The sequence below is a fragment of the Sulfurospirillum cavolei genome, from assembly GCF_001548055.1.
Classification (GTDB): Bacteria; Campylobacterota; Campylobacteria; order Campylobacterales; family Sulfurospirillaceae; genus Sulfurospirillum.
On sequence record NZ_AP014724.1, the window covers coordinates 2117729 to 2140297 of the forward strand.

Sequence of the window (22569 nt, forward strand, 5' to 3'; positions counted from 1 at the left end):
TGGCATAGCAAAAGAGATTTAAATGAGATTTTTTAACTAAAAGAGCGTCAAAAGAGGTAAAAAAAGAGGTACCCGTGGGGCGAACGGTAACATTCCCTCACGAGCATTTTAAAGGCGTAAAAGCATCAACCCGGAATAGCGTCTTCCACGGATTCGGGGTGATCGAGCGCATAACGGAATTTTTCCATATCGATCTGTTTGTCCCATGCACCGACGACGACCGCGGCAACCGCGTTACCGCAAAGATTTCCCACCGCGCGCATCTCGCTCATAAACTTATCCACGCCCAAAAGTGCCGCTACGGTCACGACCGGAATCGCACCGCCCATCGCCGAAAGCGTACCGGCTAGAACGATAAACCCTGAACCCGTCACGCCCACGGCCCCTTTTGAGGTAACCATTAAGATCAAAATAATACTCAACTCTTCGCCAAGCGTTAAAGGAATACCGAATGCCTGCGACAAGAAGATAATCGAAAGCGAAAGGTAAATGTTCGTACAATCCAAGTTAAACGAATAACCCGTAGGAATCACCAAGCCCGTCGTTCCGCGGCTCACGCCCGCAGCTTCCAAACGTTTCATCAACGGAGCCAACGCCGATTCGCTTGAAGAGGTCGCAAATACGATCAAGACTTCTTTAGCAATAAAACGCATAAATTTAAAGACGTTGATTTTGAAGAACCATAAGATAATGCCTAAAATTCCGAAGATAAACGCTAAAACGGAGATCAACATAACACCAAGCAAACTTGCCATACCGATCAAAGAAGCGAGACCAAATTTGCCGATCAAAAATGCCATCGCACTAAAGCTCGCAACCGGACTTAACCACATTAAAATCGTCAAGATTTTAAAGAAAAATCCTTGCGCAACTTCTAAAGGTTTAAGGATAGCCGGTTTGTACTTGCCTCCGAACGCCGAAATTAAAATCGCCAAGACCAACGCCATGACCAAAACCTGTAAGGTATTGCCGTTTAAAAAAGGCGTTAGAGGATCGCTGGGAATCGCATTTTTCAAAATCGACCAAAACGAACCGACGTCTTGAGTCGAATGGGTGTATTTGTCAACGCTTTTGGCATCCAAGGAGTTGACGTCGAAATTCATTCCGTGTCCCGGACCAAAGAAATTGCCGAATAACACGCCGATCGCAAGAGCGAAGGTGCTGACGATTTCAAAATAGATAAACGCTTTTAAACCGATCGAGCCGACCTCTTTCAGGCTCTCCAAACCGATGATACCCGAAATAATCGTCAAAAAGATAATCGGTCCGACCAACCATTTCAACGCTTGGATAAACCAATCGATTCCCGGTTTGGCTTGAACCGCCAATTTAGGATCGACCGTCCCGAAGATAATACCCGCAATAATTGCAACGATAACCCAAAACGCTAAACTTTTAACGGTATAGCTTTTCCAATCTTTTTTCTTTGTCTCTTCCAAGGAGCCTATGCTACTCGCCATAGATGCTGTTGCTTCCAAGAAATGTCCTTTCATTAAGTTTCGATCAAAAGCGATTATAATGAACAGTTATGTCGATCTTATGTAGAGGACATTTCTTTGACTTTTAGAGCTTTTTATTTTTAAAATAATGTTTCAAAAAGAAACGTTTAAACATTTTCGTTTGAAAGACCCATCTCCATTCCTAAAAATTTTCCCGTATAGCTTCCCGATTTTTCAGCGTTATTTGCAACTTCAAACGGCGTTCCCATCGCTATTATACGCCCTCCGTAGCTTCCGCCTTCAGGCCCCATATCGATAAGATAATCGGCATTTTTGATGACGTCCATGTTGTGTTCGATGACTAAAACACTGTTACCCATATCTGTTAAATGATGTAACACTTTGACCAAACGGTCGACGTCGGCGAAGTGCAATCCGGTCGTCGGTTCGTCTAAAACGTACAACGTATTGCCCGTATCTTTTTTGCTAAGCTCTTTGGCAAGTTTAATGCGTTGCGCCTCGCCGCCGCTCAGCGTCACGGCGTTTTGTCCAAGCGTGATGTATCCCAAACCGACGTCGACCAATGTTTGAATCTTTTGGTTAATTTTCGGAATCGCTTTGAAAAAGTCATGGGCTTCGTCCACGCTCATGTCCAAAACGTCGGCAATGGATTTGCCTTTGTATTTGATCTCGAGCGTTTGGGCGTTGTAGCGTTGCCCTTTACAACTGTCGCACTTAACCATGATGTCGGGTAAAAAGTGCATTTCGATCTTGATTTCGCCGTCGCCTTGACACTTTTCGCACCTTCCGCCTTTGACGTTAAACGAAAAACGCCCGACGCTGTATCCGCGAATCTGTGCCTCTTTGGTTTTGGCGAATAAGGCACGGATTTCGTCCATCACGCCCGTATAGGTCGCAGGATTGGAGCGCGGCGTTCTGCCGATCGGACTTTGATCGAGGTAGATGACTTTATCGAGTTGATCGAGTCCTATGCATTCGACGCCGGCAACTTTATTGATCTTCTTAGCGCGATTAAGGTACTCTTTGGCGACCGGAAGCAAGGTTTGAAGAATCAATGAACTTTTACCGCTACCGCTCACGCCCGTAATCGCGACGAGGTTTCCTAAAGGAATTTTAACGTCTAAGTCGTGAATGTTATTAATACTGACGTGATTGAGCTCGATCCAACGCTCTTGTGCCCTGTTCTGGCGATAATCGATCGTTTTTGTTCCGTTGATGTACTGCGCGGTGAGACTATTACTGGTTAAAAGTGCTTCGTTCGTTCCCGCAAAAACAATTTCACCGCCGAATTTTCCGGCCCCCGGACCAATATCCACCACAAAATCCGCCGTTTTGATCGTCTCTTTGTCGTGTTCGACGACAATCACGGAGTTGCCTTTTTTCTGCAAATTGCGTAAGGTTCGGATGAGTTTAAGCGTATCGCGTTCGTGAAGTCCGATGCTCGGCTCGTCTAAAACGTACATGACGCCCGTCAAGCCGCTTCCGATTTGCGACGCGATGCGGATGCGTTGCGCTTCGCCGCCGCTAATGGTTCGTGCATCGCGCCCGAGACTGATGTAGCCCAACCCTACGTCAAATAAGAAAAAGAGTCGCTCTTTGATCTCTTTTAAAATCGGTGCAGCAATCATCGTTTGTTGTGCCGACATGTACGAAAAATTTTCATTGTTTTTAAAGAATTCCAAACATTGATCGATCGGAAGTTCCAAGATGTCGGAGATGCGTTTTCCGGCGACGCGTACCGCAAGGCTCTCTTTACGTAAACGATGCCCTCCGCACGTGTCGCACACCTTTTCGCTCATGTATTCGCCAAGCTCTTTTTCGTCTTTAAGCATCTCATAGGCAATTTTAATGACGCCTTCCCATTTTCGTACGAGCTTATGCTTTTTCCAGAAGAAAGTTGCTTCTTCGACACCGCCGTGCAAAATGGCACGCTTTTGGTGCTCTTCGAGCTCTTCGTAGGGAATGCGCGTATTAATACCCGCCGCTTGGCAATACGCCTCTAAAAATTTGGCGTAAAAGCTTTTGTTAAAGCCGTAAAAAATACGAATCGCCCCTTCGTCGATGCTCACGTTTTCATTAATAATTTTCTTCAAATCCAGCGTGTAGCGAATCCCTAATCCATCACATGTAGGGCATGCGCCTTTGGGAGAATTGAACGAAAACGAAAGCGGTTCTAGCGGCTCAAAACTGATTTTACAGTCAAAACACGCCAAATGTTCGCTGTAATGAATATGCGATGTTGCAAGCCCTACTTCTTCGGCATTGGCGATGTCAAGCTCGACTTCGCCGTAACTCTCTAGAAGTGCTTTTTCAATGTCGGTGGCGATACGATCACGATTTTCTTCGCGAATGACGACGCGGTCGATAATGACTTTAATCGTATGTTTTTTGGTTTTAAGAAGTTCGATCTCTTCATCGAGCCGCACCATCACGCCGTCGATCAAAGCACGCACGTAACCTTTATGGCGCAACGATTCGATCATATCGGCAAAACTGCCCTTTTTCTCGCGTACCAACGGCGCTAAGATCGAGAGCTTCGTCTCTGCGGGCAATTTTAAAACCTGTTCGATAATATCTGCTACCGACATTTGCGAGATTTCTTGACCGCAAATATGACAATGCTGCTTCCCGACGCGCGCGTAAAGCAACCGCAGATAGTCGTAAATCTCGGTAATCGTTCCCACGGTTGAGCGCGGATTTTTGCTCGTTGTTTTTTGATCGATCGCGATCGCGGGCGTCAAACCCTCGATCTTCTCGACGTCGGGTTTGCCCACGCGATCTAAAAACTGTCTTGCATATGAGGAGAGCGATTCGATATAACGACGTTGCCCTTCGGCATAGAGCGTATCGAACGCCAAGGTACTTTTACCGCTTCCGCTCAGTCCCGTAAAAACGACGAGCTTATTTTTGGGAATCTCTAAGTTGATATTTTTAAGATTGTTCTCTTTTGCACCGTATATTTTGATCATAAAACATTCATCTCGCTTAAAATTTTATTGAGCGTCAGCAAAAACATTACCGTATAGAGTATTAACAAGGCGAGTTTTTGCTCTTTTTTCGCCATTTTGTGGGAAAGCATGACGCCGAAATAGACGCCGACAATGGATCCGACACTGACCAATGCACCGACTTCGTAATCCACGTAACCGTGCATCGCCAAACTGAAAAACCCCGAAATTGAGCCGAAGATGACAAAAAAAAGCGTTGTCGCAACGGCTTTTTTAATATCCCAATGTAAAAATCCCGTAAGAACGGGCGTTAGAAAAATCGCACCGCTGGTACCCGTACTAATCGACACGGCACCCAAAACAACACCTAAAAAAGCCAGGAGAAGATAGGACTCGCAAGGAGGTTTGGAGCTTTCCAATGCCGTCGTAAACATCTTGTACATCGAAAGTGCTAAAACCGCCTCAAATAAGAAAAGCAACGCCGTATGCGATAAAGTATCGACGATAAGTCCGCTAAAAGAAGCTCCCACCAATGCGCCGCATCCTAAGATCAGACCGCTTTTAAGCGTTAACATTCCGGCTTTATAGTTTTGATACGAACCCAGCATCGAACTAAAGATCATCTGCATCACCGAAATACCGATGGCGGTTTTGATGTCATAGCCCATATAAAGAAAAATAGGCACTAAAAGCGTTCCGCCACCGATACCGAAAAAACCGGAAGCAAAACCCACAAAAACGCCTAAAAGTCCAAATCCTATTTCCATCGATCCCGCTTTTTAAGAAGTGATCTATTTTACTCGAACCCCTCTTAATAAACGATTTAAAAACAAACGTGATCCTTTTCAAAAAGAAACGTACGGGAAAAAGACGAGACCTAAGTTCTCATCTTACGCGCCGTTTAAGTTCCCTTGCGTATAATCTTTTTCTTTAACCATACCGTTGTCTGTGGGGGTGCTAGATAAAACAGTGTTTTATCGGCTGAGATAATACCCCAAGAAACCGTTAATGCGGTTTCACGAACCTGATCTGGGTAATGCCAGCGTAGGGATAATGCCAAATCCAACCCACTAAGCGCAGTGCGCACAACGATAAGCAAGCAGTTTGAGGCGACGAGACGAAGGCATAGCCAAAGCTATGTCAAGGAGCGTCAACGAAAAAATGCGACGTTTATCGTTGTGCCCTTCGGGAGAAAAGAAGAGCACGCATCTACTTCGTTAAAGTCTTTCGCTTTGCGATAAGCAAAGCTTCACGTCTTTGCCTCGTAGCTACATGCTCCTCTTTTCTCGCTCTTCGCTTAGTGGGTTGGATTTGGCATCAAGGAGATAAACTTATGAGTAAAGTACTCGACAATCTTGAGAAGATAGACTCTTCTTACATTCAAAATTTCCCAAGTTCTCGTAAAATTTACATTCAAGGCTCACGTCCTGACATTCAAGTCCCAATGCGTGAAATAACCCTTAGTGCCACTGCTTTTGGTGATGGTAAAGTGGAGGAAAATCCACCTTTACATGTATACGATACTTCAGGCGTTTACACCGACCCAAACGTCAAAATAGACCTCCACAAAGGCTTAGAGCCACTACGTGCAAAATGGATAGAGGAACGAGCTGACACGGAGCAACTAGCCGATTTTAGCTCCGTCTATTTTCACAAACGCCACGATGATGCCGAGCTCAACGCCCTTCGCTTCCCCAACCTCAAAAAACCGCGCCGTGCAATGAGTGGCAAAAATATCACCCAAATGCACTACGCCAAAGCGGGCATCATCACGCCTGAGATGGAGTACGTCGCCATTCGTGAAAACTGTAACCTTGAAGTCGCACGCCAAAACAAACTTTTAGGAGCACAACACACGGGTGAGCATTTTGGCGCAAACCTGCCTGAAGTTTACACGCCTGAATTTGTCCGCCAAGAGATCGCCGCAGGGCGAGCGGTACTGCCTCTCAATGTCAATCACCCCGAAGCCGAGCCGATGATTATAGGTCGTAACTTCATGGTCAAGATCAACGCCAACATCGGCAACTCCGCAACAACCTCATCCATCGAAGAAGAAGTCGAAAAGATGCTTTGGTCAACGCGTTGGGGCGGCGACACCGTTATGGATTTATCGACAGGTAAAAACATCCACGAGACGAGAGAGTGGATACTCCGCAACTCTGCCGTGCCCATCGGAACGGTGCCCATTTACCAAGCTTTAGAGAAAGTCAACGGCATCGCTGAAGATCTGACATGGGAAGTCTTCCGTGACACGCTCATCGAACAAGCCGAGCAAGGCGTGGACTACTTCACCATTCATGCAGGTGTGCGTTTGGCGTATGTGCCGATGACGGCTAAACGCCTTACCGGCATCGTCTCACGCGGTGGTAGCATTATGGCAAAATGGTGTCTACACCACCACAAAGAAAACTTCCTTTACACCCATTTTGAGGAAATCTGTGACATCATGAAAGCCTATGACGTCGCGTTTTCGTTGGGTGATGGCTTACGTCCGGGTTCCCTCTACGATGCCAACGATGAAGCGCAATTTGCCGAACTAGAAACCTTGGGAGAACTCACAAAAATCGCTTGGAAACACGACGTGCAAGTGATGATCGAAGGACCGGGACACGTTCCGATGCAAAAGATCAAAGAGAATATGACCAAAGAGTTAGAGGACTGTTTTGAAGCGCCGTTTTACACGCTTGGACCGCTCGTGACCGACGTAGCTCCGGGGTATGACCACATCACCTCCGCCATCGGCGCAGCGCAAATCGGTTGGTACGGCACAGCGATGCTCTGCTACGTCACACCCAAAGAGCACTTAGGCTTACCAAACCGTGAAGATGTCAAAGAGGGCATCATCGCCTACAAAATCGCCGCCCATGCCGCTGACCTCGCCAAAGGCTTCCCAGGAGCACAAATCCGTGATAATGCCATGAGCAAAGCCCGTTTTGAGTTTCGCTGGTACGACCAATTTAACATCGGCTTTGACCCAGACCGTGCGCGTGAATACCACGACAAAACCTTACCCGTCGAGAGTGCCAAAGTCGCTCACTTCTGCTCCATGTGCGGCCCAAAATTTTGCTCGATGAAAATATCTCAAGATGTGAGAGATTACGCCGCCAAAATCGGTGCAGAAGATGTCAATATTGCGCTAGAAAAAGGGTTGGAAGAGCAAGCAGAACACTTTAAAGAGAGTGGCGGACAGATTTACATGTAAAGAGTTCGTCCTTGTTTTAACAAGGACGAAAACTCCTTAGGCCCTTACTAAAATAAAATACATTGAATGCTTTCTCCCCCGATATTTCTTAATCTGATTTTTTCCAACCGCACTTGACGCTTTTTTAGATCTAAATCGCTATAATAGGGCACGTCATCGCCTTTTTGATCTTTAACAATACATTGTTAATTTTAATTGGAAAAAATGACATAAAAGGCAATTTTATGGAATTCTAGTTTTTAAGAAGCTCTATAATTTAGCACTCAAACCGACACAAATTGTTGTATTTAAAGAATGTATGCAGGGATTCAAGATCATGGCGGCGTTGCCTCAAACCGACACAAATTGTTGTATTTAAAGCTAACGGGGATGTATTTCAACTTACTACATCGACGACTCAAACCGACACAAATTGTTGTATTTAAAGACGTGTTCATTGCAGAGTGTGAACAAGAGTACAACACTCAAACCGACACAAATTGTTGTATTTAAAGAGTAAAGAGTTATTGAGTGAAGTATTTGCAGTAAATCTCAAACCGACACAAATTGTTGTATTTAAAGATGGAAGAGGTTAGTTCCCCTTTTGGATATAAATTTCTCAAACCGACACAAATTGTTGTATTTAAAGTTAAATCAAAAAGCGATAAATCAATCAAAGAAGAGACTCAAACCGACACAAATTGTTGTATTTAAAGGCGTAAACGGTTTTTTTTGTAACTCCGCCGATGACTCTCTAACCGACACAAATTGTTGTATTTAAAGCGCATTGAAACGAAAACGGTATCGGCTTTAACGCCTCAAACCGACACAAATTGTTGTATTTAAAGACAACAACAAGTGCAAAATGGAGAAAGATTCTAACTCAAACCGACACAAATTGTTGTATTTAAAGAAATATTCCATAAATGCCCGTGCTTTCGATCTTTCTCAAACCGACACAAATTGTTGTATTTAAAGTTTGTTTATCAATTCAGCTAATTATGAAGCGTTAGCTCAAACCGACACAAATTGTTGTATTTAAAGAGTACCACATGACAAAAGATTTAAACCTATCTATCTCCTCAAACCGACACAAATTGTTGTATTTAAAGCACATGAAAAACTACGAACTTTTACAATACTATCCTCAAACCGACACAAATTGTTGTATTTAAAGAATTTAAAGCATAATGAAAACGTGAAAATCTATCACTCAAACCGACACAAATTGTTGTATTTAAAGATCATTCTTACCTATTTTAGATAGAGCAAATGCAAAAAGGGGTCAGGGCTAAACTTTTAACTTTTGACCATTAATCTTCTATTTAATACGTTAATTCTAGCTAAATTTTGCATAGAAAGCTTTACATATAAGCTTTTCACTTCCCTTCACGATGCGGGTTGTTTTCGCCTCTAGGTATGAGTTCATCCATATTTTTCCCACCGATAAAATACGCCTTTCCAAACCCAAACGTTGCTTCGCCGTACGTCACTTTGAATTCGTAGAGATTAAAGTCGGTCATCTTTTTAAGCGTATTTACCATTTTGGCATCAAACTTTTTGGCGAACAAATCCAACACTTCTTCAAAACGCTCGCTTCCTCGTGTTATTTTTACACTATCGCACTGCAATGAGACGCGTTTTCTCGCAAAGAGATTTTCCGTTTTACTTTCGTCTTCTATGAAAAAGAGCGAAGCTTTGGGGTTTCTTTGAAGATTTTTAGCATGCGTGGCAATGTCGGAGAGGTAGACGTAAAAACGGTTTTGATCGTACATGTAAGGTGCGTAAGAGCTAAAAGGAGCTCCTTTCGCGTCCAGCGTTCCGATAATGGCGGTTTGAATGCCGGCTATAAAATGTTTCATCCAGACCCTTTTTTTTCGTTTCATTGTAGCACGAAAGCGTCAATGATGATGCGAAATTGCGTTACAATACCTCTTTCACATCTTGACATGTAAAGCTGACTTATGAACATCGTGCTTTCCGTTTCGGCAATTTACGTTTTTATCGTGCTCGGGTACGTCGCCAAAAAAATTTTCAAAGACGAGCTCTCCGAGCGCGGTATGGTCATCCTCTCGGTCTATTTTTTGCATCCGATGTTCTCGTTTTGGGGGCTTTCGACCAAACCTATCAGTCTAGACTTGCTCAAAATTCCGGCGTACTATCTTGTGTTTTCGTTTCTAACGATTGCGCTCGGCTTTTTCATTGCTCGACTTTTTTTCAACGACAAAAAAGAGCGTTCGATTATGACGATTGCCGCGGCTTTGAACAATACGGGAAACCTCGGCATTCCTTTAGGTATCGCCCTTTTGGGAGAAGAATCCATCCTCTACACCAGCATGATCAGCGTCGCCAATACTCTCATGACCTACACGCTAGGCGTTTTTTTCTATTCGGCGGGGAGCTCAAGCCTGCGACAAGCATTCGTCAATATCTTTAAACTGCCGATTATTTGGGCGGCGATGCTGGCACTTGCGTTAAATTTTTCGGGGATTCGCATTCATCCCGTTTTGTTTCAGTCGCTGGAGATGGGGGCGTACAGCATGATCGTCATTCAGTTGATGATTTTCGGTATGTACCTTTATAACGTCAAACTCAAAGAACTCAACGTCAAACGCTTATGGCACGTGCATCTGCTCAAATTCGTTTTGATGCCCGTCTTGACGGTTTGGTTGCTCTTTTTCGTTTTACCGATCACGCCGTTTGTCGCTTCGGTGCTTTTCTTGGAACTCATCGTTCCGCTCGCCGTCGTCAACGTCAACCTTGCCGCGCTCTACGACTGTCGGGCGTTAGACGTGGCGAGTCTCATCTTTTTTACGTCGCTATGGTTTATCCCGTTTTTAATGCTCGCCGCCTTTATACTCTCCGCTTTTTCGCTGGGCAGTTTTGCTTAAACCTTGCGATCAAGATGCGTAATCTTCACGTAATCGTAAAAATCGCTTAAGAGCAAATAGCGCATCCCGATGTCCGCAAAGCGTTGACGTACTACCGCATCGCCTGCGTTGTAGAGATTTGCCGCTTCCAAAAACTCTTTAGGATAGCGTTTTTTTTCAAACGGGTACTCCGAAAAGCACTGCATAAAATTGGCAAAAAGGTTGTCGATGATCCGCTCTTTTTCAAGCGTCGGTCGATGCAAATAGTCTTTGACTTTTTCAAATTCCCGACAAATGTATTCTAAGCATTGTTGCATGCGTCACTGCTTAAACAGGCGTTGATATTTTCGGGTACGGGCATCGTGACATGTAAGAGTTCGTTCAGGCGCGCAATATCAAAACCGCAGAGCTTGACGTCGCCTATTTGAAGGAGCGGACGGCGAATCAAAATCGGTGTGCGTATCATCGCTTCGATCAGGCTCTCTTTCGTATACTCTGCAAGCTGAAACGTACCGTCTTTAAGCTGCGGCGCAAACGGATTGAGCATTTCATGCGGCGTAAGCCCTTCAAAAAAGGCTTCAAGCGTAGGCTTGTCCCACGGAGTTTCCAACAAACTACGTACCTCAATCTCTATCCCGTATTCACGTAAAAGTGCCTTTTGGCGGGCATTGCCGCTACAACCCGTTTTTTCGTAAAAGACGATTCGTCGGTGAGGCGTAAAGACCATCGTTCGCTCCTTTGCTTTGGAGGGACTTATGCAAATTGTATGCCGCTATAGGTCGTTTTAAAAGATCGCGTGTTAAGATACGCAACGTTTTTAGAAAGGATTTTTGATGAAACTTATCTCGTGGAACGTCAACGGCATTCGCGCCGTCGCCTCGAAAAATGCATTTTCGTGGGTCGACACCTACCAACCCGACATTTTATGCTTGCAAGAGATCAAAGCCGAATACGAACAAATCCCGACCGATCTTTTTACTCATCCGCTCACGCATCGTTACGTAAACTCCGCAAAGAAAAAAGGCTACTCAGGGACGATGAGCCTTTCGCGCATCCCTTTTTCGGATACCTCAACCGACCTACAGATCGATCATACCGAAGAAGGAAGAATATTGGAACACCGTTTCGGCGACACGGTCTTGTTTAACGTCTATTTTCCCAACGGACAACAAAGCGAAGAACGCCTCGCACACAAAATGCGCTTTTACGCCGACTTTTTGGAGCATATGCAAACGCTTCGCAAACAGGGTAAAAGTATCATCGTTTGCGGCGACGTCAATACCGCCCATCGCGAAATCGATCTCGCCCACCCTAAAGCCAACGAAAATACTTCGGGCTTTTTACCCGTTGAACGCGCATGGATCGACACGCTTTTACATGTAGGTTACGTCGATACGTTTCGTCACGTTCACGGCGATCAAAAAGATGCTTACTCGTGGTGGTCGTACCGCGCGGGAGCGAGAAGCAGAAACGTGGGCTGGAGAATCGACTACTTTTTCATCTCCGAAGAGCTTGCGCCAAGACTCAACGATGCGTTTATTTTGCCCGAAATTCAAGGTTCCGACCACTGCCCCGTCGGAATCGACATCGAACTTTAATCGATACTTTAAACAAAATCCATTATAATAAGAGCATTACCAAAGGTTTTGGAAGAGTTTTTGCTTTATTACGCTAACGAAGCTTCAAAGGAATAACATTGGACGCAGCCGATCAAGAGTACGTCGCACGCAAACTGCTCTCCGGATTTGAAAATCTTTTAGATATCAGTGTCAATTTCGTAGCGGAGCTTGGAACGACGCATATCACGATTCAAAGACTTTTAAAACTGGAAAAAGGCTCGGTCATCGACTTGGAAAAACCTGCGGGAGAGAGCGTCGAACTTTATATCAACGGAAAGATTTTCGGTAAAGGCGAAGTGATGGTTTACGAAAAAAACCTTGCCATTCGTATTAACGAGATTTTAGACTCCAAAACCGTTATCCAATACTTTAAAAAAGAGAGCCTATGAGACTTTTATACGTTCTGTTTGCTCTTTCCTCTTGGCTTTGCGCTTCCAACCTTTTAACCTACAACGTCTATGAAAGAAGCGATCGCGTCGATGTGATGCTCTCGTTTGACGCACCGCACGAAGGCAGTATCTCGCAAAAAAACGATGCGTCTTCCATTACGTTAACGATTAACGATTTAGGCTACGACAAGATGATCGAAAAGAGTATCAACTCGGCGATTATTCAAGAACTCGTGATTATTCCGGAAAAAAACAATGCCCTCAAAGTGGTGCTCAAAAGCGATAAACGCATCAGCGTCGTCGCCTCTAAAACCGTCGACGGCTTTGGTCTTCGCATTCGCGGAAGCATCATGCAAGCCAAAACGTCCGATACCGAAGCCGCCGCTCCGTCGCTTTCGCCTTCGTCTTCGAGCCCGACAAGCGATTTGATCGATACGCGCTATATCGTCGTTATTATCGTTTTAGTGCTTTTAATTGCGTTGATGTTCTGGATCAAACGTCGCATCGGCGTACGGACAATTCGTCCCGCAAAAAGCGGCGGAGCGGGAAAATCATGGCTTTTCAACCCTAAAACGGGTGTCGGTCAAGAGGTCAATTTACTGCATAAAAAACAGCTCGATACGCAAAACAGCGTCGTTTTATTTGAATACGGTAGCATTCGTTACCTCGTTATGACCGGAAATACCAACGTTCTTCTGGAAAAATTTCAAAACGGCGAAGTCAAAGACGACAACGATTTTGAAAAAGTCTTTGAGGAAAATCGTAGGCGTTTGGACGACTACTTGAAACTGCAAGATAATAAACTTAGCACTTACAAAAATAAAGCTTCAGCGGATTACCCTCCTTTTGAAGAGGCAGAGCATTAAGCCTCGATGACGATCGCTATCTCCATTCTGTCGATTTATGCCTTTATCCTTTTAGGGTTTATGTCCAAAAAAGTGCTTAAAGAAGAGATGAACGAAAAAGGCATGGTGTTGCTTTCCATCTACTTTTTGCAACCGATGCTCTCGTTTTGGGGACTCTCTTCCCGTCCAATCGACTTATCGTTGCTTCAAGTACCGTTTTGGTATGTGGCGATTTCGCTCTTTTGCGTTCTGGTGAGCTTTGTTATCGCACGTCTTTTCTTTACCGACATCAAAGAAAAATCGATCGTTACGATTTGCGTCATTATCGGCAATACCGGCAATTTAGGTATTCCTTTGGGTATTGCGCTTTTTGGCGACGCATCCATTATCTACACCAGCATGATCAATATTAGCAACGTTTTTATCGTCTATACGCTCGGCGTCTTTTTCTATTCACGCGGCAACTTTAGCATCAAAGAGTCGCTTTTCAATATCGTCAAACTTCCCGTCATCTGGTTTGCGTTTTTAGCGTTGATCCTCAATTTTTCCGGCGTACGTTTTCATCCGGCACTGATGCGTTCCATGGAGATGGGCGCATACTGTACGATGGTCATTCAGTTGATCGTCTTTGGCATGTACCTTTACAACATTCATCTCAAAAGCATGAACGTCACATTGGTCTTACATGTCGGCATGATCAAGTTTTTACTGACGCCGCTGATCGCCGGTGTTATTTTATTTTACGCTCTTGATTTGGAGCCGATGGTCGCGACTTTGATCTTTTTGGAGTTGATCGTTCCCTTAGCCGTTACCAACGTCAACTTGGCGGCACTGTACGAATGCAAGCCGCTAGACGTTACGATGCTCGTCTTTGTTACGTCCTTGGTGTTTATTCCGTTTTTTATTCTCGTTAGCCAGTTGTTACACTTTTTAAATATCGTGAATCTGCCATGAACGATAAAGAAGCCAGAGTAAAATACATTCGCGCGTTAGAGCGTTTCTTAAGCAGTTGCGTCAGCGCGCTGAAAAACGAACAGTTTGACTACGATCTGTTTGTTAAACGTGCACAAAAAAGTCTCAAAACCCTACACAAAGTTCAAGCCGTTCGGCTCGATTCAACCTACACGCATACGCTCGAAGCTTACGCCAATCTTGTCGTCTCGACGATAGAAACCCAAGATGCCGACAAAGATACCGCGCATAAACGTCTTTTAAAAGAGGCTAACTTGTTGGAAAAAGAAAAATACCGCGGTAGCTACAAAAAAGAGAAGCATAAAACACGCGGCTTTGACGACGGCTATTAGATTATCCTTGGACGATCACGCACGCTTTACCCGCATCTTTTGCCCGATACATCACGCTATCGGCTTCATCAAGAATCGTTTTTGCATCGTTTTGACCCTCATTAAAAAGCAAGACGCCGATGCTAGCGCTGAGCGTATACACGGTCGACGAAAGCGGGTACGGTTGTGCGATGAACGCGGCGATTTGGTGCGCTATGCGCGTAACCGTATGGGAAGCTTCCTCACGAGTAAAGCCTAATTGCGTTACTAAAATCACAAATTCGTCGCCGCCGAAACGTCCTACGGTATCCGTTGCGCGAACCGTTTCCCTTAAACGACGTGCCACTTCGATGAGCAGTTCATCGCCCGCTTGATGCCCGTACGTATCGTTCAAAGGTTTAAAATCGTCCAAATCGAGGAAAATAACACCTGCGAACGTATGCTCTTTTTTGCATGTTACAAGGCCACTTTCCAACTTATCCACGAAAAGTCTTCGGTTGGCAAGGTGCGTCAAAGGGTCGTAAAATGCTAGCTTTTTGATCTCCTCTTCCGCCGCCAAACGTTCGGTAATATCGCGTGTAATACCGATAAACTGCATGGAGCCGTCTTGTTGATTGACGACTAAGCGGGCGTTGACTTCCGTCCAAACCGTACTGCCGTCTTTGCACGGCTGTTCGACCAAAACAGTTTTAGCGTCAAGAAGCACACCGTTAGCCGCTTCTAGAATCGCCATTTCCATGAGATGCAAAACCGTTTGCCGCGATCCTTCGCAAATAACCTCTTCAAACGATTGCTCCATCACTTCTTCCGCGCTAAATCCGCGTAATCGTTTCACGGAAGGACTGACGTACACAAATTTGCCGTCCACGCCCATCACCCAAATAACGTCATGCGAATTTTCCGCCAACCAACGATACCTTTGAATCGTCGCACTTTGAGCTTCTTGCACCATATCGATCATGGCATTAACGTCGCGGCTCAGCGCCGAGAGTTCGTCGGTCTCTTTATCCAAGGGAGCTCTTTGCGTATAATCACCCGCACACACGGCTTTAACGACAGAGCTAAGATGGCGAATCGGGGTTAAAAGATACGACTGAGAAAGAACGTAAGCGATCCAAGCACTCAAACACCCCAAAACGATCAACACCGTAAATGCCATACGCATATCGTACAGCGTCAAAAGCGTGCTCACGTCGACCATCGAAAGTCCTATCCAATCCACGTAGGGCATATATGCCAACGCCACCGTATACTCTTTTCCGTCGTATCGCAATTTACATGTAAAAACATCCGATGCATGAGAAGGAAGGTCTTGCATGTAACGGCGAAGCTCTTTTTGGCTCTTCGTATCAAGATACGGCCAAATAGTCTTCCACGTATTTGACGCGCTCGTATGAACATTATGCGTGACTTTGCTAAAGTCGGGGTGTCCAAGGATCACACCTTGTTTATTTAAAATAATCGCTTGAAAGCCTTGAGTTTTTGTTAAAACATACGCATCGATAAATTGTGCAAGATCAATCCCAAAACCCGTAACGCCCAAAGCATTTTGTTCCGTGCGAACAAGGATATTCATCCATAACTTCGTCGCTTTAACCGCCTCGTCGTAGTCGATATTTAAATTGAAGGTATCTGCCGAGCGCATCGTATGGTAAAACCACCCGTCGTTCGTGTTGGAAGAGGAGAGCTTTTTCAGCGGTTGAAAGGCTTGATAACTGCGGTTAAGATCTTCGTAATAAAAATGTTCACTGCCGGCAAAGGCAACAAACCAACTATCGGCTTTTGCCATACGAAGCGAGTCGTTAAGAAGTTTTAAACTCTCTTCTTTCGCCGTTTCATCCGACTCGTTCGACAACCATCGATGCAAAGCATCCGAGGTCGTAGTATGTTCGGCTAGACGAATATTGAGAGCAAGCATATCGGCAATGCGTTGACTGTGTCGAAGAGCATGTTCGATCGCATATTTTTCACCGAACGTCAGTCTGAGATCCCGCGTTAACTGATAGGTAAAGGCAAGGCTGATACTGCCCAAGATAAGAAAAGCTACGATACTCAGTAAAATGCTACGTGCCCGTAATCCCTGTAACATAGCTCTTCCTCAAGAGTTTTTACGCTAACGAATCCTTATGATAGTGCATTTGTAAAGAAAAAGTCAATAGCTTCGCGCATCGCGTCGACGTCGTCGATTCGATTGACGCGGTCGCGAAATTCCGAAGCTTCTCGAAAACCTTTGGAATAGGTGTGCAAATGCTTGCGAAAAAGCGAAACGCCTTGTCGTCCGTAAACCTCGATCATCGCATCAAAATGTTCGGAGACAATTTCTAAAATTTTCGTTTTATCGACAAAGGGAAGTGCATGTTTGATTTGGTAAAAAATCCACGGATTTCCCACCGCCCCACGCCCGATCATCAGGCTGTTGCATCCCGTTACCGCTTTGACATGTAAGGCTTTTTCGTAGTCGGTAATGTCTCCGTTGGCAATAACGGGAATGCGAACCGATGCACGTGCCCGCGCAATTGCTTCATAATCCACTTCCGCTTTATATCCGCCCGAACGGGTTCTGCCGTGAATACTCATAAAATCGACCCCCGCCTCTTCGCAGGCTTTGGCAATCGTTTCAGGGATTTTCGTCGTAAATCCCAAGCGAACTTTAGCACTGGTATAGCGTTTGTTCGAATGCGTTTTGATCGTTTCGATAATTTTTTGCATATGCGGAAGATTGAGCAGCAACGACGAACCCGCGTCTTGAGAAACGACTTTTGGCACGGGACAACCGCAATTAAGATCGATCCCGTCGATGCCTTCGATGTCGTTTAACATCAAAACCGCTTCTTTAATGACCGCTAAATCCGAGCCGGCAATCTGTACGATATAGGGAGTTTCCAACGGCGATTTCGTTAGCATTTTAAACGTTTTTGCCGAATGGTGTTTTAACGCGTTGGCACTGATCATTTCGGAGAAGGTCACGTCCGCGCCGAATTTTTTGACGACGGAGCGAAACGGGAGATCGGTAAAACCGGCAAGCGGAGCAAGGGCTAAAATGCCCCGCTCAAAATCTATCTCATAACTCATACGCGAAGAAAGGCGTCAATATCAATGCTTTTAGCGTTATCCCTTAAAAAGAGGACGGTTTTAAATCGCACAAACTCGTCACGATCGGAATTGACTAAAATCTCGCGAATTTTATCGATCATTTGAAGATCGTATAAAACATACAGATACGCATCGGCCGCAACGCTTCCTTTGGTATTGTACAATTTTTCGAACAAGGCGATTAAAGCATCGGGAGAGAGTTTGGCTTTAATTTCGCGGGCAAGGTCCAAATAATCGATTCTATCCGCCGCGCATTGGTCGAGCATATCTTCGATGGATTTTAAATCCATATCAAAACTATCGTCCGCATCCAAATAACGCTCCATCATACGACGAAACGCTTTTTTATCGGTAGCAAAATCGTAGCGTTTGATTTCATTGAAACTGGCAAAATTTAAAAGTGCGTTATAGGCTTTTTGGCATAACTCGCTTTGGAGGTCTTTACAATTTTTCAAAACTTCCGTCGCAAATTTCGGCTCTATGCTCAAACGGTTGATCGTATTTTTAACGGCTAAAGGATTGGTTTTCGCTAAACGGTATTTTTTCATATCTTCGTAATTACCGTTTTCGATACTCACCGCCAACGCACACGCCTTTGCAACCTCTTCTTCGATAAAAGAGGTCGGCAAAGTCGGATCGAATCGCATACAGCTTAATACGCGTCCTGCAAATTTGAATCCGTCCGTTTTATAATTATGCGTTACTTCTTCGCCTAAAATACGATTTTTTGCCGCTTCTTGAAACAACTCAAAATCCTTTTTAAGTGCACGTTTGTAGAGGAAATCTTTAAAATTGTAGAAAACGAGATGAACGATCGATCCTAAAACGAGAACCAATACGGGAAGCGTAATCCATAATGCCACCGGTAAGTTTAAAGAGACTCCCAAAAGCGTCAGCGCATAGCTTTCAGCGCTAAAGCTATATACGTAAAGCCCAAGAGCCACCATATAAATCAGTGATAAAAGGATATAACGTTTAATGCCCATCTGTTCCTACTTTTAGAATAATTTTCTCGTTTATTTGTTTTTTGCCGACTTCTCTATAATTTCGCGGCATACGATACAATACCTTGCATGCGGCTTGACTTTAAGACGCTGAAATCCGATCTCTTCTTCGCACATTTCGCAAATACCGTACGTACCGTTACGAATTTTATTGAGTGCAAATTCGATTTCGTTCAACTCTTTCATTTGTTGCGTACTAATCGCTTGTTCGATCATACGATCGGTACTAACGGAGGCATGATCGGCTTCATCTCCGACTTCACTGTCTTTGAGATCATCGATCTCACGCATAGAATCTTCGATGTTTTTTTTGATTTGAACCTTTCTTTCTTTTAGAAGATCCTCGAAATGCTTTAACTCGTTCTCTCTCATCCTTTGTTTCCTTTAGAAAAGTTGCCCTGCATTATAATCGACTATTTATGATAGGGATGGTTGTTTTTTATGCACAATCCCCGATAAATCTGTTCAAATAAAACCACCTTCGCAATTTTGTGCGCATATGTTAATCTACTTAAACTTATAATCTTTTGAGTTTGCCCCAAAAAAGCCTCATCAAAACCGAATGCACCTCCGATAAAAAAATTAATATGGACGTCTTCATCAAAAAAAAGGCTAAACGTTTCGCTGTCTACGAGCGTTCCTTGTACGTCTAAAGCGATGTTATAGCCTTTTAAAAAAGGCTCGTACGCTTTCGTATAAGAAGCTCTCGCTTCTTTTTCGCCGATGGTTTGTGCTAAGGCTATCTGTTTCGTAAAGATCTTGATCTCTTGCGCTTTGGCAAAGCGTGAAATCATTTTGATATACTCCGACGCTAGCGCGTCAAGTGATTTGTCGCTGCTTTTTTCAATCGTGTAAACCGTGATGTTCATGCTTTGAGTCTTAGCTCAAAATCATCACTTTTACAATGTGCTCCCAAAAGCTTCATCAAATCCGCAACCGTCTTTTTCATCTCTTCGCGCGTAACGATCATATCGATCAAACCGTGTTCCAATAAAAATTCCGCTTTTTGAAAGCCTTCGGGCAAATCGGCACCGATCGTTTGTTTGATAACCCTTTGTCCCGCAAAACCGACCAATGCACCCGGTTCTGCCATAATAATATCGCCCAAAAATGCAAACGATGCACTCACCCCGCCCATCGTCGGATCGGTTAAGATCGAAATGTAAGGTAGTTTTGCTTCGGCAAGTTTTGCTAACGCTGCAGACGTTTTGGACATTTGAAGCAGAGAAAAAGTGCTCTCTTGCATACGAGCACCGCCGCTGGCACTGACGATCACAAGTCCTTCTTTGTCCGCAATCGCTCTATGAATCGCTCGAACGATTTTTTCGCCCTCGACCGACCCCAAACTGCCGCCCATGAACGCAAAATCAAATACGACAAGTTGAACTTTCACGCCTTCGATCGTACATGTGCCGCAAATCACGGAGGAATGTTTTCCCGTTTTTTCTTCCGCCTCTTCGATACGCTTTTTGTACGATTTTTTATCCACGAATTTTAAAGGATCGACGGGGATCAAATTGGCATCAAACTCGACGAAGCTTCCTTCATCGCTTAATTGCTCAATACGTTTTGTGGCAGAAATTCGCATATGAAATCCACACTTTGGGCAGACGTTAAAACGTTGTTCGACCTCTTTATAATACATTAATGATTGACACGCGCTACATTTCACCCAATGGCTTGGTGCTTCGCTCGGAGCGGATTGTGTCTTTCTTATTTTACTGAAGATTTCGGCAAATCCCATACGTATGCATCCTCTTTGAAAGCTAATTGCTTATAAATAAGTTAATTATTCTATCGAAAATTTCCTTATCTTTGCTTACGAGAAAAAGCTCCTGCGTTTCGTAAAGGTATAAATCTTCGCACATAAAGCGTCCCGCTTCCACGTCGTATGAGCGGATAGCTCCCTCATACAGCACGAACGAAACCTCCCTCGCATACGCCAAAGAGAGTGCAAATGCTCCGGGAGAACGGTATTTGAGTCCTGCTTTTTGCAATAAAGGATGCAGACGGGAAGATGCGTAAGCGCGCTCGAAAATACCCACTTTGCTAAACGGATTGCACAAAACGTCGCCGAAATTTTTTTCGTCGATGTGAGCGCGTTTGAGTCCGTTTTGATCTTTTATAAAACAATCGCCGTTGGCTAAATTCGCGATAACGGCTTTGGTGCATTTTCCTTCTTCGAAATAGGCAACCGACGTACCGTAATAGGGTAAATGCGATAAAAGGTTGTCGCTTCCGTCGATGGGATCAAGAACGATATACGATGACATGTAAGGATTTTCAATCGTTCCGCTCTCTTCGGAAATAATCGTTCCAAAAGGAAGCAAATGCTCGATAAAGATACGTTCGGCTTCTAAATCGATCGCCGCACTTCGATCGCCTCCCGCACCTTGTCCAAAGCAGAGGTGATCGTCCGCATGCAAGCCTTGCGTTCGTAAACGCCGATACAGTACTCTGTTGGCTTGCAGTGCGGCTTCGATCACGCCCATGCTTAACCTAACAACTTTTTGACGATCGCATTGGCGGCTTCTTTACCCTCTTTGGCGGCCGTGACGACCAAATCCGATCCGCGTTTACAATCGCCGCCGGCAAAGACGCCCGATTTGGTCGTTTGGTACTCACTATTCACAACGATACAGCCTGATTTATTGACTTCGATACCGTTTTCCGCTAAAAACGTCGGCACGGAAGGAATAAAGCCCAAAGCAAAAATAATAATATCGGCATCGACTCTAAAATCGCCGCCTTTTACGATTTCGACGACTTGCCTTGAAGAGGCGTCTTTTGAGCCTAAAATTGTTTTTTGCATATCGATACCGATCGCTTGACCTTCGGAGTTTACCAAAATCTCTTTGGGAGAGACGTTGTACATAAATTCCGCACCCTCTTCGATCGCATTTTTAAACTCTTTTTTAGAACCGGGCATATTGTATTTATCGCGACGGTATAAACATGTCACGCTTTTAGCCCCTTCGCGAATCGACGTTCTCAAACAATCCATTGCCGTATCGCCGCCGCCGACGACAACGACGTTTTTATTTTTAACTTCAAATTTTTTATCGTAACTCTCGTTAAATTGCTTCTTTTGAATATTGCGTAAAAAGTCGATTGCCGTAAAAACGCCGCTTGCGTTTTCATTGGCAATATTGGCTTTACGAGGGCTCTCCGCACCGATCGCCAAGAAAATAGCGTCGTGGCTATGCGCAATTTCGTCAAATCCGATCTCTTTCCCGACTTGCGTATTGGTATGCAACGTCAAACCGGCGTCTTGAAGCCATCTTACGCGCCTTGCGACCACCTCTTTGTCCAGCTTAAATCCCGGAATCCCGTACGTTAGAAGTCCACCGGCTCTGTTTTGTTTATCGTACATGCTAACGCCGATACCGGCACGAAGAAGATAGGTCGCACAGGCGATACCCGCAGGTCCAGCACCGATAATCGCTACTTTTTTCTTTGTCGTGATTCCCGGAAAGCTCGGTTTAAAGCCCTTTTTAAATCCCTCTTCGGAAATAAACGTCTCAATTGCACCGATCGTAATCGCTCCGTGACCGTCGTTTAGCGTACAATCTCCTTCGCACAAACGATCTTGAGGACAAATACGTCCGGTAATTTCGGGAAACGGATTGGTCTCATTGGAAAGATTAAAAGCAAGTTCCCGCTTCATTGCGCTCGTGGCTTTTAACCAAAACGGAATATAATTGTGTAACGGACATTTACTGTGACAAAACGGATCGCCGCACTGAATACAACGATCGGCTTGTGCGGAAGCGTCTTCTTTACTAAAAATTTCGTAAATTTCTTTAAAATCTTTAACGCGATCTCCGGTTGAGCGTTTTCTAGGCTCGTATCTCTCTTCATTCACAAAATTTTGCAT

The 22569-nt window shown here is 44.6% G+C and carries 21 protein-coding genes and 1 CRISPR repeat array; of the genes, 7 read left to right on the top strand and 14 right to left on the bottom strand.

The window, feature by feature from the left end:
* Positions 1–125: 125 nt before the first annotated feature.
* The 3 genes from UCH003_RS10590 to UCH003_RS10600 all read right to left on the bottom strand — a co-directional run bounded on the left by UCH003_RS10590 (position 126) and on the right by UCH003_RS10600 (position 5175).
* The gene (locus UCH003_RS10590; RefSeq protein ID WP_060826490.1) at positions 126–1460 is read right to left on the bottom strand and encodes a cation:dicarboxylate symporter family transporter; all 1335 of its coding nucleotides are present in this window, start codon (positions 1458–1460) and stop codon (positions 126–128) included.
* A 146-nt stretch (positions 1461–1606) separates the two neighbouring features.
* Positions 1607–4429, bottom strand: coding sequence for an excinuclease ABC subunit UvrA (uvrA, locus tag UCH003_RS10595; RefSeq protein WP_060826491.1), 2823 nt, complete (start codon positions 4427–4429; stop codon positions 1607–1609).
* Positions 4426–5175 carry a sulfite exporter TauE/SafE family protein gene (locus tag UCH003_RS10600; protein WP_060826492.1) on the bottom strand — a complete coding sequence of 250 codons (750 nt, stop codon included), beginning with the start codon at positions 5173–5175 and terminating at the stop codon, positions 4426–4428. The genes uvrA and UCH003_RS10600 overlap by 4 nt, the downstream gene beginning before the upstream one ends.
* A gap of 566 nt (positions 5176–5741) precedes the next feature.
* On the opposite strand from UCH003_RS10600, the gene thiC reads away from it, so the two are divergent.
* Entirely contained in the window at positions 5742–7610 is a 1869-nt protein-coding gene (thiC, locus tag UCH003_RS10605) for a phosphomethylpyrimidine synthase ThiC (RefSeq protein WP_060826493.1), read from the top strand.
* A gap of 262 nt (positions 7611–7872) precedes the next feature.
* Positions 7873–8832: direct repeats of the CRISPR family, unit length 31 nt; unit sequence CTCAAACCGACACAAATTGTTGTATTTAAAG.
* Between the two features lie 136 nt (positions 8833–8968).
* Here thiC and UCH003_RS10610 read toward each other — a convergent pair.
* Positions 8969–9451 carry a HugZ family protein gene (locus UCH003_RS10610; RefSeq protein WP_060826494.1) on the bottom strand — a complete coding sequence of 161 codons (483 nt, stop codon included), beginning with the start codon at positions 9449–9451 and terminating at the stop codon, positions 8969–8971.
* A 102-nt stretch (positions 9452–9553) separates the two neighbouring features.
* Between UCH003_RS10610 and UCH003_RS10615 the strand changes: the two genes are divergently transcribed.
* Positions 9554–10480 carry an AEC family transporter gene (locus tag UCH003_RS10615; RefSeq protein ID WP_060826495.1) on the top strand — a complete coding sequence of 309 codons (927 nt, stop codon included), beginning with the start codon at positions 9554–9556 and terminating at the stop codon, positions 10478–10480.
* Here UCH003_RS10615 and UCH003_RS10620 read toward each other — a convergent pair.
* Positions 10477–10776, bottom strand: coding sequence for a hypothetical protein (locus UCH003_RS10620; protein ID WP_060826496.1), 300 nt, complete (start codon positions 10774–10776; stop codon positions 10477–10479). The two genes, UCH003_RS10615 and UCH003_RS10620, sit on opposite strands and share 4 nt — an antisense overlap.
* A complete protein-coding gene (locus UCH003_RS10625; protein ID WP_060826497.1) occupies positions 10761–11186 on the bottom strand; it encodes an ArsC/Spx/MgsR family protein in 426 nt (141 codons plus the stop codon). Before UCH003_RS10625 ends, UCH003_RS10620 begins: the two co-directional genes overlap by 16 nt.
* A gap of 106 nt (positions 11187–11292) precedes the next feature.
* Between UCH003_RS10625 and UCH003_RS10630 the strand changes: the two genes are divergently transcribed.
* The 5 genes from UCH003_RS10630 to UCH003_RS10650 all read left to right on the top strand — a co-directional run bounded on the left by UCH003_RS10630 (position 11293) and on the right by UCH003_RS10650 (position 14616).
* Positions 11293–12057 (top strand): exodeoxyribonuclease III, encoded by a 765-nt coding sequence (locus UCH003_RS10630; protein WP_060826498.1) that lies wholly within the window; start codon positions 11293–11295, stop codon positions 12055–12057.
* A 98-nt stretch (positions 12058–12155) separates the two neighbouring features.
* Positions 12156–12467 carry a flagellar motor switch protein FliN gene (fliN, locus tag UCH003_RS10635; RefSeq protein WP_060826499.1) on the top strand — a complete coding sequence of 104 codons (312 nt, stop codon included), beginning with the start codon at positions 12156–12158 and terminating at the stop codon, positions 12465–12467.
* Positions 12464–13333, top strand: coding sequence for a hypothetical protein (locus tag UCH003_RS10640; RefSeq protein WP_060826500.1), 870 nt, complete (start codon positions 12464–12466; stop codon positions 13331–13333). Before fliN ends, UCH003_RS10640 begins: the two co-directional genes overlap by 4 nt.
* A gap of 6 nt (positions 13334–13339) precedes the next feature.
* Positions 13340–14266 (top strand): AEC family transporter, encoded by a 927-nt coding sequence (locus UCH003_RS10645; protein WP_060826501.1) that lies wholly within the window; start codon positions 13340–13342, stop codon positions 14264–14266.
* Positions 14263–14616 carry a hypothetical protein gene (locus UCH003_RS10650; protein ID WP_060826502.1) on the top strand — a complete coding sequence of 118 codons (354 nt, stop codon included), beginning with the start codon at positions 14263–14265 and terminating at the stop codon, positions 14614–14616. Before UCH003_RS10645 ends, UCH003_RS10650 begins: the two co-directional genes overlap by 4 nt.
* A gap of 1 nt (position 14617) precedes the next feature.
* On the opposite strand, the gene UCH003_RS13955 is transcribed toward UCH003_RS10650, so the two are convergent.
* From UCH003_RS13955 to UCH003_RS10690, 8 genes are read right to left on the bottom strand one after another with little or no spacing between them, the layout of a single operon-like run.
* Positions 14618–16684 (bottom strand): diguanylate cyclase domain-containing protein, encoded by a 2067-nt coding sequence (locus UCH003_RS13955; protein WP_060826503.1) that lies wholly within the window; start codon positions 16682–16684, stop codon positions 14618–14620.
* Positions 16685–16719: 35 nt separating this feature from the next.
* The gene (locus tag UCH003_RS10660; RefSeq protein WP_060826504.1) at positions 16720–17667 is read right to left on the bottom strand and encodes a tRNA dihydrouridine synthase; all 948 of its coding nucleotides are present in this window, start codon (positions 17665–17667) and stop codon (positions 16720–16722) included.
* Positions 17664–18674, bottom strand: a complete 1011-nt coding sequence (locus UCH003_RS10665) for a hypothetical protein (RefSeq protein WP_060826505.1) — start codon at positions 18672–18674, stop codon at positions 17664–17666. Before UCH003_RS10665 ends, UCH003_RS10660 begins: the two co-directional genes overlap by 4 nt.
* A 30-nt stretch (positions 18675–18704) precedes the next feature.
* Positions 18705–19064 carry an RNA polymerase-binding protein DksA gene (dksA, locus tag UCH003_RS10670; protein WP_039672304.1) on the bottom strand — a complete coding sequence of 120 codons (360 nt, stop codon included), beginning with the start codon at positions 19062–19064 and terminating at the stop codon, positions 18705–18707.
* Positions 19065–19105: 41 nt separating this feature from the next.
* On the bottom strand, positions 19106–19561 hold the full coding sequence (locus UCH003_RS10675) for a 23S rRNA (pseudouridine(1915)-N(3))-methyltransferase RlmH (protein WP_060826506.1): 456 nt from the start codon (positions 19559–19561) through the stop codon (positions 19106–19108).
* The gene (accD, locus tag UCH003_RS10680) at positions 19558–20436 is read right to left on the bottom strand and encodes an acetyl-CoA carboxylase, carboxyltransferase subunit beta (RefSeq protein WP_060826507.1); all 879 of its coding nucleotides are present in this window, start codon (positions 20434–20436) and stop codon (positions 19558–19560) included. The genes UCH003_RS10675 and accD overlap by 4 nt, the downstream gene beginning before the upstream one ends.
* A 22-nt stretch (positions 20437–20458) precedes the next feature.
* Positions 20459–21184: an inositol monophosphatase family protein gene (locus tag UCH003_RS10685; RefSeq protein WP_060826508.1), complete on the bottom strand. Its 726-nt coding sequence runs from the start codon at positions 21182–21184 to the stop codon at positions 20459–20461.
* 2 nt (positions 21185–21186) lie between these two features.
* Positions 21187–22569 (bottom strand): glutamate synthase subunit beta, encoded by a 1383-nt coding sequence (locus UCH003_RS10690; RefSeq protein WP_060826509.1) that lies wholly within the window; start codon positions 22567–22569, stop codon positions 21187–21189.

Coding starts and splice junctions, on each gene's coding strand:
- UCH003_RS10650 (WP_060826502.1), top strand. CDS start 14,263: ATGAACGATAAAGAAGCCAGAGTAAAATACATTCGCGCGTTAGAGCGT.
- UCH003_RS10645 (WP_060826501.1), top strand. CDS start 13,340: ATGACGATCGCTATCTCCATTCTGTCGATTTATGCCTTTATCCTTTTA.
- UCH003_RS10675 (WP_060826506.1), bottom strand. CDS start 19,561: ATGAACATCACGGTTTACACGATTGAAAAAAGCAGCGACAAATCACTT.
- thiC (WP_060826493.1), top strand. CDS start 5,742: ATGAGTAAAGTACTCGACAATCTTGAGAAGATAGACTCTTCTTACATT.
- UCH003_RS10615 (WP_060826495.1), top strand. CDS start 9,554: ATGAACATCGTGCTTTCCGTTTCGGCAATTTACGTTTTTATCGTGCTC.
- UCH003_RS13955 (WP_060826503.1), bottom strand. CDS start 16,684: ATGTTACAGGGATTACGGGCACGTAGCATTTTACTGAGTATCGTAGCT.
- UCH003_RS10620 (WP_060826496.1), bottom strand. CDS start 10,776: ATGCAACAATGCTTAGAATACATTTGTCGGGAATTTGAAAAAGTCAAA.
- UCH003_RS10665 (WP_060826505.1), bottom strand. CDS start 18,674: ATGGGCATTAAACGTTATATCCTTTTATCACTGATTTATATGGTGGCT.
- UCH003_RS10610 (WP_060826494.1), bottom strand. CDS start 9,451: ATGAAACATTTTATAGCCGGCATTCAAACCGCCATTATCGGAACGCTG.
- UCH003_RS10600 (WP_060826492.1), bottom strand. CDS start 5,175: ATGGAAATAGGATTTGGACTTTTAGGCGTTTTTGTGGGTTTTGCTTCC.
- accD (WP_060826507.1), bottom strand. CDS start 20,436: ATGGGATTTGCCGAAATCTTCAGTAAAATAAGAAAGACACAATCCGCT.
- UCH003_RS10690 (WP_060826509.1), bottom strand. CDS start 22,569: ATGCAAAATTTTGTGAATGAAGAGAGATACGAGCCTAGAAAACGCTCA.
- UCH003_RS10590 (WP_060826490.1), bottom strand. CDS start 1,460: ATGGCGAGTAGCATAGGCTCCTTGGAAGAGACAAAGAAAAAAGATTGG.
- dksA (WP_039672304.1), bottom strand. CDS start 19,064: ATGAGAGAGAACGAGTTAAAGCATTTCGAGGATCTTCTAAAAGAAAGA.
- uvrA (WP_060826491.1), bottom strand. CDS start 4,429: ATGATCAAAATATACGGTGCAAAAGAGAACAATCTTAAAAATATCAAC.
- UCH003_RS10660 (WP_060826504.1), bottom strand. CDS start 17,667: ATGAGTTATGAGATAGATTTTGAGCGGGGCATTTTAGCCCTTGCTCCG.
- UCH003_RS10630 (WP_060826498.1), top strand. CDS start 11,293: ATGAAACTTATCTCGTGGAACGTCAACGGCATTCGCGCCGTCGCCTCG.
- UCH003_RS10625 (WP_060826497.1), bottom strand. CDS start 11,186: ATGGTCTTTACGCCTCACCGACGAATCGTCTTTTACGAAAAAACGGGT.
- UCH003_RS10685 (WP_060826508.1), bottom strand. CDS start 21,184: ATGGGCGTGATCGAAGCCGCACTGCAAGCCAACAGAGTACTGTATCGG.
- UCH003_RS10640 (WP_060826500.1), top strand. CDS start 12,464: ATGAGACTTTTATACGTTCTGTTTGCTCTTTCCTCTTGGCTTTGCGCT.